The organism is Agromyces sp. Y575 (genome assembly GCF_059445445.1).
Genome location: NZ_JCAIUI010000002.1, coordinates 582806 through 595185 on the forward strand (window position 1 = coordinate 582806; position 12380 = coordinate 595185).

General features: G+C 69.7%; 11 protein-coding genes. 6 read left to right on the plus strand and 5 right to left on the minus strand.

Translation table 11 applies throughout. The features are described from left to right. Positions 1–20: 20 nt before the first annotated feature. The 3 genes from AC1C2U_RS08775 (at position 21) to AC1C2U_RS08785 (ending at position 3380) form a co-directional block, all read left to right on the plus strand. Positions 21–635 carry a TetR/AcrR family transcriptional regulator gene (locus AC1C2U_RS08775; RefSeq protein ID WP_495361356.1) on the plus strand — a complete coding sequence of 205 codons (615 nt, stop codon included), beginning with the start codon at positions 21–23 and terminating at the stop codon, positions 633–635. A 118-nt stretch (positions 636–753) separates the two neighbouring features. After that, positions 754–2259, plus strand: coding sequence for a carboxylesterase/lipase family protein (locus AC1C2U_RS08780; protein WP_495361357.1), 1506 nt, complete (start codon positions 754–756; stop codon positions 2257–2259). Positions 2260–2471: 212 nt separating this feature from the next. Further along, positions 2472–3380, plus strand: coding sequence for a helix-turn-helix domain-containing protein (locus tag AC1C2U_RS08785; protein ID WP_495361358.1), 909 nt, complete (start codon positions 2472–2474; stop codon positions 3378–3380). 2 nt (positions 3381–3382) lie between these two features. Here the strand turns inward: AC1C2U_RS08785 and AC1C2U_RS08790 are convergent, their stop codons facing one another. Then, entirely contained in the window at positions 3383–4612 is a 1230-nt protein-coding gene (locus tag AC1C2U_RS08790; protein WP_495361359.1) for an MFS transporter, read from the minus strand. A 168-nt stretch (positions 4613–4780) separates the two neighbouring features. Here AC1C2U_RS08790 and AC1C2U_RS08795 point away from each other — a divergent pair, with 168 nt between their 5' ends. Then, positions 4781–6052 carry an ROK family protein gene (locus AC1C2U_RS08795; protein ID WP_495361360.1) on the plus strand — a complete coding sequence of 424 codons (1272 nt, stop codon included), beginning with the start codon at positions 4781–4783 and terminating at the stop codon, positions 6050–6052. Here the strand turns inward: AC1C2U_RS08795 and AC1C2U_RS08800 are convergent. Continuing rightward, entirely contained in the window at positions 6004–6819 is an 816-nt protein-coding gene (locus tag AC1C2U_RS08800) for a polyprenol monophosphomannose synthase (protein ID WP_495361361.1), read from the minus strand. The two genes, AC1C2U_RS08795 and AC1C2U_RS08800, sit on opposite strands and share 49 nt — an antisense overlap. A gap of 50 nt (positions 6820–6869) precedes the next feature. Next, positions 6870–8393: a peptide MFS transporter gene (locus tag AC1C2U_RS08805; RefSeq protein ID WP_495361362.1), complete on the minus strand. Its 1524-nt coding sequence runs from the start codon at positions 8391–8393 to the stop codon at positions 6870–6872. A 375-nt stretch (positions 8394–8768) separates the two neighbouring features. On the opposite strand from AC1C2U_RS08805, the gene AC1C2U_RS08810 reads away from it, so the two are divergent. Beyond that, positions 8769–9431 (plus strand): TetR/AcrR family transcriptional regulator, encoded by a 663-nt coding sequence (locus AC1C2U_RS08810; RefSeq protein WP_495361363.1) that lies wholly within the window; start codon positions 8769–8771, stop codon positions 9429–9431. Positions 9432–9498: 67 nt separating this feature from the next. Here AC1C2U_RS08810 and AC1C2U_RS08815 read toward each other — a convergent pair whose 3' ends face one another. Next, positions 9499–10107, minus strand: coding sequence for a Rho termination factor N-terminal domain-containing protein (locus tag AC1C2U_RS08815; RefSeq protein ID WP_495361364.1), 609 nt, complete (start codon positions 10105–10107; stop codon positions 9499–9501). 207 nt (positions 10108–10314) lie between these two features. On the opposite strand from AC1C2U_RS08815, the gene AC1C2U_RS08820 reads away from it, so the two are divergent. After that, positions 10315–11061: a DUF4097 family beta strand repeat-containing protein gene (locus AC1C2U_RS08820; RefSeq protein ID WP_495361365.1), complete on the plus strand. Its 747-nt coding sequence runs from the start codon at positions 10315–10317 to the stop codon at positions 11059–11061. Positions 11062–11090: 29 nt separating this feature from the next. Here the strand turns inward: AC1C2U_RS08820 and rocD are convergent, their stop codons facing one another. Next, on the minus strand, positions 11091–12365 hold the full coding sequence (rocD, locus tag AC1C2U_RS08825) for an ornithine--oxo-acid transaminase (protein ID WP_495361366.1): 1275 nt from the start codon (positions 12363–12365) through the stop codon (positions 11091–11093). Positions 12366–12380 lie beyond the last annotated feature (15 nt).

Consider the following 12380-nt stretch of genomic DNA (forward strand, 5'->3'; position numbering starts at 1 on the left):
GACTTCCGTAGCATGCAGGTATGGCACGCAGGGGTTCATACGCGAAGGGCGTCGCGAAGCGCGAGGAGATCCTCACGGCCGCGCTCGACGTCATCGCCCGCAACGGCTACCGCCGCACGAGTGTGCGCGAGCTGGCCGACGCCGTCGGGCTCAGCCAAGCGGGCCTCCTGCACTACTTCAGCTCGAAGGAGGAGCTCTTCCAAGAGATCCTCCGCAAGCGCGACGAGGTCGACCTCCATGCTTTCGACACGGTGCCGACGCATCCGATCGATGGATTCTTCGCCGTCATCCGGCACAACGCCGATGTGCCGGGCCTCGTGCAGCTCTACGCCCAGCTCTCGACCGAGGCGGGGGATACCGAGCATCCCGCACACGATTTCTTCGTGGAGCGCTACCGCCAGTTCCGCACCACCTTCTCCGAGCTCATCCGCGACGAGCAGGCGGCCGGCAACGTCGACGACGACATCGACGCCGATCGCACCGCCAACCTGTTCCTGGCCGCGGCCGACGGCCTGCAGACCCAGTGGATGCTCGACCCTTCGATCGACATGGCTGAGAGCATCACGTACCTCTGGCACATCGTCACACGTCGGGTCCGAGCGGATGCCTCGGCCCTCCCTCATCTGGCGACGTGAATCGGCCGACGTGGACCGCACATCGTCATCTGCACCCCACTCGACGATGAACGCCTCCTCCCCGTCACCGCCGTGGCGCTAGTACTCATTCCATCAAGAGCGTTCGTTCGGAGCATCCATGTCATCCATCACGACCGGAACCCTCATCGAGGTCGACACCCGAGCGGGTCGCGTCCGCGGCGCATGGCGCGGCGAGCCGGGCGACCCGGCGGCATCCGCGGCGTTCCTCGGCATCCCCTTCGCCGAGGCACCCGTCGGTGAACGGCGCTTCGGCGCCCCCGTGCCGCACGCGCCGTGGAAGGGCGTGCGCGACGCACTCGAGTACGGCGCAACCGCGCACCGCGACGACGCCGACCCCACACTCATCCCCGAGCCCGCGATTCCGGGCGAGTCGACGCTCAACGTCAACGTCTTCACCCCCGCGCCGGCGTTCCCTGAACCCGTCGAAGGGGCCGCACTGCCGGTGCTCGTCTACATCCACGGCGGCGGCTACTTCGCGGGCTCGCCGGCGAGCCCCTGGTACGACGGGGCGGCGTTCAACCGCGACGGCGTCGTCACCGTGTCGATCTCGTACCGACTCGGCTTCGACGGCTTCGGCTGGATCGCGGATGCCCCGCCGAACCGCGGCGTGCTCGACTGGCTGCTCGCCCTCGAGTGGGTGCGCGACAATATCGCGGCATTCGGCGGCGACCCCTCACGCGTCACCGTCGCCGGGCAGTCGGCGGGCGGCGGGGCGGTGCTGACCCTGTTGGGGATGCCTCGGGCGCAGCCGCTCATCGCCGGTGCGTACAGCATCTCGGGCGCGGCGGCCGACATCGCGCCAGAGCGGGCAGAGGCGTTCGGTCGCAAGCTCGCCGCGCTCGGCGGCGTCGAGCCGACCCGTGCAGGCCTCGCATCACTCAGCGAGGCACGAGTGTTCGAGCTGCAGAAGCAACTCACCGACCCGGCACCGGGTGGCAACCCGATGGACCTGCTGCGCGGCTTCATCGACGACGGCCTCTCACTCGGCCCGGTGATCGACGGCGAGCTGATCCCGCACCGAACGGTCGACGCCATCGCCGCGGGCATCGGCGCCGACAAGCCGCTCGTGCTCGGCACCGTCGACGACGAGTTCTCGATGATCCTCGACGGGGCGAAGGGCAAGCTGCGCTGGGTGCCGGCCGGGTTCGTGCTCGGCAAGGTGGGTCTGCGCGGCGCAGCCCGCACGGCCTACCTCGCGGCGAATCGTGATGTGCGGCGGCTCGGCACCGCGGCCGTCCTCGGCCGGTACATCACCGACCGCATGTTCCGCACCCTCGCGCTGCGCGTCGCCGAGGCGCGCGGCGATGCTCCGACGTGGCTCTACCGCTTCTCGTGGCGGTCACCGAAGTTCGGCCGCGCCGTGCACTGCCTCGATGTGCCGTTCTTCTTCGACTGCCTCGGTGCCGAGCGCATCGACGTGCTCGCGGGCGATCACCCGTCGCAGGCGCTCGCCGACGACGTGCACGGCGGCGCCGTCGTCTTCGTGCGCGACGGCGCAGCGGCGTGGCCGCGATTCACGGATGCCGCGGGCGAGACCCGCGTCTACGACACTCCGTCGGCCGTGGTCACCGACGGCTACGCGAGCGTGCGCCCGCTGCTCTGAGTTACGGCACCAGGTGACGGCGATCGCACGGCACGCCGCGGTCGCAGCAGGGATCACACGCGTCGTGCTCCGCTCATCGAGGCCCTCCTCGGGCGCGCACCCGGTTCGTTCGCCGACTGGGCACGCGTGAACGCCCGTGCGTTCGGCGTGCACGACACGCAGGCGGCCTGACGCCCGGGAATGGATCGCCGCCCGGCGCGCTTGCTTCACACATGAACGCGATCAACGTGATCGAGGCTCGACCGCTCCGCGCCGTGGCCGTCGACTCCGAGCCGAGCATCGACGCCGTGCTCGAGCGCCTGCACTGGCGAGTGCTCGAGTTCGGACACCGCGAGCTCTCGGCCGGCGCGGTGGTGCGCGACGAGGGGCGAGGCATCCGTTTCCACTACCTCGCGAGCGGTGCTCTCGAACTGCGGCGCGGCACCGACGAGCCTCTGTCGATGCAGGCGGGCGACTTCGTCATGCTGCCGCGGGGCGGCCGGCTCGACCTGCACGTCGCGCGCGACACACTGCTCCTGAGCGGCTCGCTCGCACTCGACGGCACCGATGCGATCTCATCCAGCGTCATGGCGCCGGTGCTGTTCACGTGCGGATTCCGCATGCACGAACCGGTCTTCGCTTCGCTGCTCGAGGCGATGCACCGCGAGTCGGCGAGCGCTCGCCCGGGCAGCGGCTCCGTGATCGAGCGGCTCGCCGACGTCGTGGCATCCGCCGCCGTGCGCATCTGGCTCGAACGCGGATGCGGCCCAGCACGCGAATGGCTCACCGCGGTCAGCGACCCGCACCTCGGCCGGGCGCTCGAGGCGATCCATGACGATCCCGGTTCGCCGTGGACCGTCGAATCGCTCGCGCGCCTCGCGCGGGCGTCGCGCTCGCAGTTCGCCGAGCAGTTCAGGGATGCGGTCGGCGACACCCCGGCCAGATACGTCGCGCGGGTGCGCATGGAACGAGCCGAGCGGATGCTCCGAGCCGGCGCCCAGGTCGGCGACATCGCGTATCAGCTCGGCTATGAGAGCGACGCGGGCTTCAGCCGCGCGTTCCGCCGCCATGCCGGTGTTTCACCGAGTCTCTGGCGCCGCGCCTCTGCGGGTGCCCGCCAGCCGGTGCGCCCCGGCGCCTGATCCTACGCGCGCTCGCCGCGGGCGACAGTCGACGCGGAACTCAGCACCCCGCCACCGAGCACCGCTGCGATACCGCCGGCGATGAGTGCGGCCTGCACGCCGACCGAATCGATGAGCAGCCCTCCGACCGCCGCGCCGATCGTGATCGCGACCTGGAACGCGGCGACCACGAGCCCACCGGCGCTTTCCAGCCGGTCGGGGGCGACGCGGGCGATCCAGGTCTGCACCATCGTCGGCACTGCACCGAAGCCGACGCCCCAGACGAACACCGTCACCGCGGCGAGTGCGACGTTGGCACCTGCCACCGCGAAGGTCACGGTGGCCACGCCGATCGCGACGGGAGCCGCGATCACCAGCACCGAGAGGCGACGATCGGCCAGCAGACCCGCGAGCATGTTGCCGGTGAAGTTGGCGACGCCGTAGACGAGGAGGAGGAGCGCGAGCAGCGCGCCGTTCAAACCGTCGATCATCTCGAAGGCGGGGCGCAGGTAGGTGAAGCCCATGAAGTGCCCACCGGCGATCAGCGTGATCGCGAGGATGCCGAGAGCGACGACCGGCGTACGAGCCGTCTGCAGCAGGGTGCGGAACCCCGGCGCTCCGCTCGGCGGGATCGAAGGCAGCGTCGCGAGTTGCGCGGCGAGCGTCAGCACGCCCGCCGCCGCAGCGATCAGGAACACCGCACGCCAGCCGAGCATCTCGCCGAGGAAGGCGCCGGCCGGCACGGCCGCGATCGTCGCGAGCGAGACCCCCGCGTTCACGATCGTCATGGCGCGTCCGAGCCGGTCGGCCGGCACGAGCTGAGCCGTGACCGCCAGGGACATCGCCCAGAAGCCCGAGATCGCGATGCCGAGCAGGAGCCGCGAAGCAAGCATGAGCCCGAAGACCGGCGAGATGGCGACGAGCACGTTCGACACGATCGCGAGCGTCGTGAGCCCCGTCATCACCCATCGGCGATCCAGCCGCGGAAGGCCCGAGACGATGAGGGGTCCGCCGATGATGCCGATCACGCTCGTCGCCGTGACGAGCTGACCCGCGGCACCCTCGGTGATTCCGAGTTCGGCCGCGATCGGAGACAGCAGGCTCGCAGGTAGGAACTCGCTCGCCACGAGGGTGAAGATGCCGAGGCCGAGCGAGACGACGGCGAGCCACGCACCCGGCCGCACCGATGCCGATCGCCCCGGCGCAGCATCGGCCGTGATCGCCGGAGTGGACAGCGTGTTCGTCGTCGACATTGGTCTCCTTCAGGTGGAGTCCCAGCTTTGCGCGCGGCCGCACGGCTCACCTGACCGTTCGTCGCCGCCATGCGACCGAACCCCCGGAAGGGTCAGCGCACCGCCGTGCAGTCTTGACCCCCGAATGGGGTACGTGACCGGAAGGGCTGCGGGCAGCATGCTTGGGCCATGACGCAGGTCGGCGAGACATCCGTTCCCACCACCACCGCACCGATCGATCTGCAGCGCGAGCACTCGGCGCTCGTGCTCGACCACCTCATGACGCACGGCCCAGCGACGCGCAGCGAACTGGCCGCGGTCACCGGGCTCGGCAGGGGCACGATTGCGGGCCTCACGTCGCGACTCCTCGACGCCGGAGTGCTGCGCACCGGGTTGGCGGATGCCGCGGGCGATGGCCGCGCCGCGCCGCTCTCACTCGCGGCCGCCCACCATGTGCTTGTCACCGCACGCCTCGGGCACGACGACGCGATCGCCACGCTCGCGACGCTCGGTGGCGGCGAGGTCGCCCGCTTCGCCGCCCCCCTCACGCCGCCGTGGGGCACCGAGTTCGACGTCGAGACGCCAGGTTCCGAGCGCTGGCCGACCCCGCTCGAGTCGCTCGCGGCCGTGCTGGGGCGCGCCCTGGCGCGCGCCGTTCGCGCGGAGCATCCGGTCGCCGACGTCACCGTGCTCGTCGACGGCATCGTCGTCGGCAGCCCCGAGGTGGTCATCGCCGACTCACGACTCGGCACCGAACCCCTCGACCTGCTCGGCGAACTCCGCGAACGCACCCCCGGACTCCGCGACGTCGAAGCCACGCTCCCATTGCCCGTCGCGCTCGTGCCGACGGCCGTCGTCGCGGCGGCGGCCGAGCGCATCGACCTGCCGGGCATCGACGACCTGCTCTTCATCTCGGGCGACGACGGGGTGTCGGCCGCTGTCATCAGCGAGGGCCGGCCACTCAGGGGTGCGCACGGGCTGGCCGCGACGTTCGGGCACCTGCCGATCGTGCAGGGCGGCGTGCGCTGCGATTGCGGACAACGCGGATGCCTCGCCACCGTCGCCTCGGCCGAGGTCGTGCTCGAGCGAGCACGACTCGACACCTTCGCCGCTCAGCACGGGCGCCTCGCAGCCCTCGATGAACTCGTGCAGCTGGTCGAAGACGGCGAAGATCGCGCCCGCTGGGCATGGCTCGACGCGGCCCTCTGGATCGGGCGCGCGCTGCAGGTCGTGGTGCCGACGGTCGATCCGGCCACCGTGGTCGTCGGCGGCTATTGGGCACGCCTCGCGGGCGATATCGAGTCGGCGTTCCGCGACAACCGGCCGACCATCGGCAGCGGGGCGCTCGGGGCGATCCCCACACTCGCACTAGCGCGACACGGCGACGACGGTGTGCTCGTGGGGGCCCGCCGTCAGGCGCGGGAACGCCTCGTCGCCGACCCGTCGCTGTTCGTCGGCTGAGCCGATGCGCGCTTGGCACGCCGGGCCCGCGCCGCTCGCCCGAACCCGCTGCGAATACCCCATCCTGTGATGCGCACCATCGCCTCGAACACGATGCCGACGCTCATCTTCGACCGGCCGCGCACCCGTTCGACGAAGGTCACCGGCACCTCCACGACCGAGAGGCCTGCCTCCCGTGCATGCCAGAGCATGTCGACCTGGAACCCGTAGCCGCGCGTGTGCACGTCGTCGAGCCGGATGCGCCGGAGCGCGTCGGCACGGAACGCCCGGTACCCAGCGGTCGCATCACGCGTGTCGAGGCCGAGCACGGTGCGGGCGTACGCGCTGCCGGCGCGTGAGAGCAGCTCGCGGTGGCGGGGCCAGTTCTCGATGGACCCGTCGGGGATCCACCGAGAACCGATGACGAGGTCGACCGGGTGTCCCGCGGCATCCGCAGTGCTCAACCGCTCGAGCAGTCGCGGAAGCTGCTCGGGCTGGTGCGAGCCGTCGGCATCCATCTGCACGATCGGGTCGAAGCCCTCGGCGAGCGCCCACGCGAACGCATCGAGGTAGGCGGAGCCCAGGCCGTTCTTGACGGTGCGGTGCAGCACCTGCACCGAGGCATCCCGCGCCGCCAGCTCGTCGGCCAGCACGCCCGTGCCATCGGGCGAGGAGTCATCGACGACGAGCACGGTCGCCCCAGGCACCGCCGCGCGCACACGTGCGACGACCGAGGCGAGGTTCTCGCGCTCGTTGTAGGTGGGAATCACCACCAGGGCTCGGGTCATCCATCGAATCGTAGCTGCCCGGGCGGCGGCACGCGGAAGTGGTATGCGCCTCAGCGCACGCCGGCCATGAGTTTCAGCACACCGCGGCTGCCGATCGCGAGTGCTGCGCCGAGCACGATCGCGATGCCGCCGAGCACACCGAAGTAGGCCACCTCGGTCTCTGCCGTGTAGAACGTGGCGAGCTGGCCCGAGATCGCCGAGCCGAGTGCGACGGAGAGGAAGAACAGGGCCACCATCTGCGTGTGGAACACCTTCGGGGCGAGCTTCGTCGTCACCGACAGGCCGACCGGTGAGAGCAGGAGTTCGGCCACAGTGAAGATGAAGAGGATGCCGACGATCGCCAGCAGCGGGGTCGAGTTCGCTGCCCCGCCTGCGAACGGAATGAACAGCAGGAAGGCGACGCCCATGATCGCCGTGCCCAGTGCGAACTTGATCGGCGTCGACGGCTGACGGTCGCCGAGCTTCGTCCAGATCGCGGCGAACACTCCCGACAGGATGATGATGAAGATCGGGTTGATCGACTGCACCCACGACACCGGCATCTCCCAGCCGAAGAGGTCGCGGTTCAACTGCTTGTCGGAGTAGATCGTGAGCACCGTGAACTGCTGCTGGTAGAGCGACCAGAATGCGACGCTCGCAACGAACAACGGGATGAACCCGTACACCCGGCTGCGTTCGATGCCCGAGATGCGCCGGCTCGAGAGAATCACCGCGAAGTACGAGATAGCGGCGACGATGGTCGCGCCGATGACCCACGTGACGAGGTTGGTCGGGTTCACGAGACCGGTGAGCACGAGCACGACGACCACGATGACGGATGCCACGGCGACACCGATGACAAGGCCGATGCGGTCGCGGTGCAGCGGGTTCGGCACCACGGATGCCTCTGGCGGGAGGTTCTTGCGCCCGAACGAGTACTGGATCAGGCCGATCGCCATGCCGACCGCAGCGAGAGCGAAGCCCCAGTGGAAGCCGACCGTCGACGCGAGCAGCCCCGTGAGAATGGGGCCGAGGAAGGCGCCGAGGTTGATGCCGAGGTAGAAGATCGAGAATCCGGCGTCTCTCCGCGGATCGTGCTCGGAGTAGAGCGTGCCGACGACGCTCGTGGCGTTCGCCTTGAGGCCGCCCGAGCCGAATGCCACGAGGATCAGGCCGACCCCGACACCGAAGAATCCGGGCAGGAGCGCGAGCGCGATGTGGCCCACCATGATGACCATGGCGCTGAAGAACAGCACCTTCTCGCTGCCGAGCACGCGGTCGGCGAGCCAGGCACCGAGGATCGTGGAGAGGTACACTCCGCCGCCGTAGGCCCCGACGATGCCGGCGGCAGCGGTCTCCTCCATGCCGAGTCCGCCGTCGACCGCCGAGTAGTAGAGGTAGATGAGCAGGATGCCCTGCATACCGTAGAAGCTGAACCGCTCCCACATCTCGACGCCGAAGATGTTCGCGAGCGATCGTGGCTGCCCGAAGAAGCCGTGGTCGCCCCGAGCGTCGCGCGACGGATCGCCTTCACCGGTTCCCCTCGGCTCGGGCGGTCCGTACTCCCCCGGGGCAGGTTCGGTGACTCTGCCCATGGGGGTTACCCTACTCCCCCACCTTCCGCTGGTTGAGGAGCGAGCGCAGCGAGCGTCTCCTTCCGCTGGTAGGAGCGAGCGCAGCGAGCGTCACCTTCCGCGGGTTGAGGAGCGAGCGCAGCGAGCGACACCTTCCGCTGGTTGAGGAGCGAGCACAACGAGCGACACCTTCCGCTGGTTGAGGAGCGAGCGCAGCGAGCGTCTCCTTCCGCTGGTTGAGGAGCGAGCGCAGCGAGCGTCTCGAAACCTGGTTCAACGTACGTGTTTGCCTCGAGACGGCGCTGGCGCGCCTCCTCAACTGACGACCCCGGCGCGCGGCAACCAGAAACCTTACATCAGATAAGTTTTCATCCTCGGGTGCGATAGATTCCCGCTATGGAACATGCAGAGACGGATGCCGGGGGGCCCCCGCCAGGGGGCGAACCATCCGCCTCCCATCCCGTGCGCGGGGCGCGGGGCAGCTACGCGAAGGGGCAGGCCAAACGCCAGGAGATCGTGGATGCGGCGCTCGTCGTGTTCGGCCGCAGCGGCTTCCACAGCGGTTCGCTGCGCGAGATCGCCAAGCGCGTGAACCTCACCCCCGCCGGCCTCATGCACCACTTCGCCGGCAAAGAGGAGCTCTTCACCGAGGTGCTGCGCCAGCGCGACGCCCGCGTGCAGGGCGCCGCCGGCGACGTGTCGGAATTCACCCTGCTCGAACAGGTGCGCAAGGTCGTCGCCTACAACCAGACCACGCGCGGCCTGACCTCGCTCTACACCGTCATCTCGGCCGAGGCGACCGACAGCGGGCACCCAGCCCACGCGGAGTTCTCGCATCGATATGCGGAGAGCGCCGCGTCGACGAGAGACGTACTCGACGATGCACAACGCGACGGACTCATCCGCGCCGACATCGACACGGCGCACGCCGCACGGCTGATCTCCGCCGTCATGGACGGACTGCAGCAGCAGTGGCTGCTCGACGAATCCGTCGATATGACCGCGATCTTCGACGAGTTCGTACGGGGTTACCTGCTCGAACCCCCGGTGGAATCGTGACGCCCGGACACTGCCGACGCCAGCGCCGGCCTTGACGCCTCACGGCTCACCCGTCACGCGTCACGCGTCAGCCGCGGAGGGATGCAACCAGTTGCGCCTTCGTGGATCGCGAGTAGCCGCGGATCCCGCGCTGCTTCGCGAGCTGCCGCAGTTGCGCGACGGTCTGCGAGTCGAGGTCGGCAGCAGCCGCCGCTCGAGGCGCACGGACGGCTGCCTTCGCAGCGGGTCTCGCGGGCTTCGCTGACGGCCGCGCCGGCTTCGCAGCGGTCTTCGCGGACTTCGTCGAGTTGTTCGCGACAGGTTTCGCCGCGCCTGCCTTCACAGACGTGCGGAGGTCGGAGGCGACCGCCTCGAGCCTCGCATCCACCTCAGCGGCCCGCTTCCTCGCGGCCTTGTCGACCTTCTTCGCCAGCCGCGTCACCTCGTCTGCCCGCTTCTTCCCGGACTTGCGGAGGTCGGCGGCGACGGCTTCGAGCTTCGCGTCCACGCCGGCTGCTCGCTTCTTCCCGGACTTGCGGAGGTCGGCGGCGACGGCGTCGAGCCTCGCATCCACCTCAGCGGCCCGCTTCCTCGCGGCCTTGTCGGCCTTCTTCGCCAGCCGTTTCGCGTCGGATACCGCATCGCGTGCGTTGTCGAGCGCTTTCGCGGCGGCCTTCTCCACTTTGTTCTTTGCCATCGTCATCCCCCGATTCAGACGCCCGCCCGGTGATCAGCGGTTGGGGGCATCCTACCTCGGGCAGCTCTCAGCGCTCCGAGCGCGCGTTGGGGCGATCCCCGGTGCCCGCTCCAGAGTCGGGGGAAAGCCCCCGTGCCGGCGGCACGCAGCCATCGTTAGAGTCGAACGCAGAGGCGGGCATCGGCCGCGCCCGCAAAGGGGAGATCGATGACCGCAACCGCACGGATGACACGCACGCTCGCGATCGGCGCCGTCACGGCCTCGGCCCTGCTGCTGAGCGGATGCGCGTTCCTCGCCCCACCGGAGCGATTCAGCGATGACGCCACCTTGGCCGAGCAGGTGCACGCGATCGAGATCGATGACCCGGAGGGCAGCGTCACCGTGGAGGGCATCGAAGGTGCCACCGATGTGGCGCTCTCGCGCACGGTGTCGTATCGAGGCGAGCAGACGATCGGGCTGACCTACGAGGTGCGCGATGGCGTGCTCGTGCTCGATGGCTGCGGACGGAACTGCACTGTCGACTACACGATCGAACTCCCCGCAGGTGTCGATGTGCGCGGCTCCACCTCGAACGGCGCGATCGAGCTCAGCGGAGTGAACGACGTCGATGTCAAGACGAGCAACGGCAAGGTCGAGCTCGACGATGTCACGGGCGCCATCGACGCCGAGACGAGCAACGGGCGCATCGAGGGGCGCGCCCTGGCCGGCGCCGGAGTGCGCGCGGCGACCTCGAACGGTGCGATCGACCTGCGGCTCGGGGTGCCGCAGGATGTCGAGGCCCGCAGCTCGAATGGAGCCATCGACGTCACTGTGCCGACGGGTGCGGCCACATACCGAGTGACGACCGATTCGTCGAACGGGTCGATCGACGTCGGCATCGACGACGACTCCGACGGCGAGTTCCTGCTCGACCTCACCACCTCGAACGGGTCGATCACGATCACCGGCCGCTGACGACGACCCTGCTGGAGCCGGCTGGCTAGCTAGGGACGCACGAGGCCCGCCCGTGCGGTGAGCTCGTCGAGCACGACCGCGAATTGGTCGACGGCCCAGTCGAGGTCGACCTCGTCCACGACGATCGGCGGGGCGAGCCGAATCGTCGAGCCGTGGGTGTCTTTCGCGAGCACGCCGCGGCGCATGAGCTCCTCGCACACCTCGCGACCGGTGGCGAGCGCCGGGTCGATGTCGATGCCCGCCCACAATCCGGCGCCGCGCACCGCCACGACGCCGCGCCCCATGAGTGCGAGCAGCCGCTTCTGCAGGTGGGCGCCGAGCATCCGGGCACGCTCCTGCGGCTCCCCGGTCGCGAGCATGCGCACGACTTCGAGCCCTACGGCTGCCGCGAGCGGATTGCCGCCGAACGTCGACCCGTGCTCGCCAGGCCGGAGCACCCCGAGCACATTCCGGTCGCCGACAACGGCCGACACGGGCACGATGCCACCGCCGAGCGCCTTGCCGAGCAGGTACAGGTCGGGCACGACGCCGACGAGGTCACAGGCGAAGGTTGCCCCGACTCGGCCGAGCCCCGACTGGATCTCATCGGCGATCATGAGCACGTTGTGCTCGGAGCAGATCGCGCGTACCGCCGGCAGGAAACCCGCGGGCGGCACGATGATGCCGGCCTCGCCCTGGATGGGCTCGACGAGCACCGCGACGGTGTTCTCGTCGATGGCCGCTGCGATCGCGTCGGCGTCGCCGTAGGGCACCATTCGGAAGCCCGGCGTGTACGGGCCGAAATCCGCCCGAGCGTCGGGGTCGTCGCTGAACGAGATGATCGTCGTCGTGCGGCCGTGGAAGTTGCCGGCCATCACGATGATGTTCGCGGCATCCGCTGCCACGCCCTTCACCCGGTAGCCCCACGCGCGCGCGACCTTGATGCCCGACTCGACTGCCTCGGCGCCCGTATTCATGGGCAGCACCATGTCTTTGCCGCAGAGCGCAGCGAGCTCGGTGACGAACGGCCCGAGCCGGTCGTTGTGGAAAGCGCGGCTCGTGAGCGTGATGCGCCCGAGCTGTGCACGCGCGGCCTCGACGAGCCGCGGGTTGCCGTGCCCGAAGTTCACGGCCGAGTATGCGGCGAGGCAATCGAGGTAGCGACGCCCCTCGACATCCGTCACCCAGGCGCCGTCACCCGATGCGACGACCACCGGCAGCGGGTGGTAGTTGTGGGCGGCGTGCTCCTCTTCGAGCCCGATCGCCTCGGCGGTCGACTGGGCGGTCAGCTGGGAGGTGGGCGCGATCTCGCGTCGCTCACTCACACCGCCCTCCACGTT

Excerpts from the sequence above, each read along its gene's own strand:
- AC1C2U_RS08775 (WP_495361356.1), top strand. The coding sequence starts at position 21 with ATGGCACGCAGGGGTTCATACGCGAAGGGCGTCGCGAAGCGCGAGGAG.
- AC1C2U_RS08780 (WP_495361357.1), top strand. The coding sequence starts at position 754 with ATGTCATCCATCACGACCGGAACCCTCATCGAGGTCGACACCCGAGCG.
- AC1C2U_RS08785 (WP_495361358.1), top strand. The coding sequence starts at position 2,472 with ATGAACGCGATCAACGTGATCGAGGCTCGACCGCTCCGCGCCGTGGCC.
- AC1C2U_RS08790 (WP_495361359.1), bottom strand. The coding sequence starts at position 4,612 with ATGTCGACGACGAACACGCTGTCCACTCCGGCGATCACGGCCGATGCT.
- AC1C2U_RS08795 (WP_495361360.1), top strand. The coding sequence starts at position 4,781 with ATGACGCAGGTCGGCGAGACATCCGTTCCCACCACCACCGCACCGATC.
- AC1C2U_RS08800 (WP_495361361.1), bottom strand. The coding sequence starts at position 6,819 with ATGACCCGAGCCCTGGTGGTGATTCCCACCTACAACGAGCGCGAGAAC.
- AC1C2U_RS08805 (WP_495361362.1), bottom strand. The coding sequence starts at position 8,393 with ATGGGCAGAGTCACCGAACCTGCCCCGGGGGAGTACGGACCGCCCGAG.
- AC1C2U_RS08810 (WP_495361363.1), top strand. The coding sequence starts at position 8,769 with ATGGAACATGCAGAGACGGATGCCGGGGGGCCCCCGCCAGGGGGCGAA.
- AC1C2U_RS08815 (WP_495361364.1), bottom strand. The coding sequence starts at position 10,107 with ATGGCAAAGAACAAAGTGGAGAAGGCCGCCGCGAAAGCGCTCGACAAC.
- AC1C2U_RS08820 (WP_495361365.1), top strand. The coding sequence starts at position 10,315 with ATGACCGCAACCGCACGGATGACACGCACGCTCGCGATCGGCGCCGTC.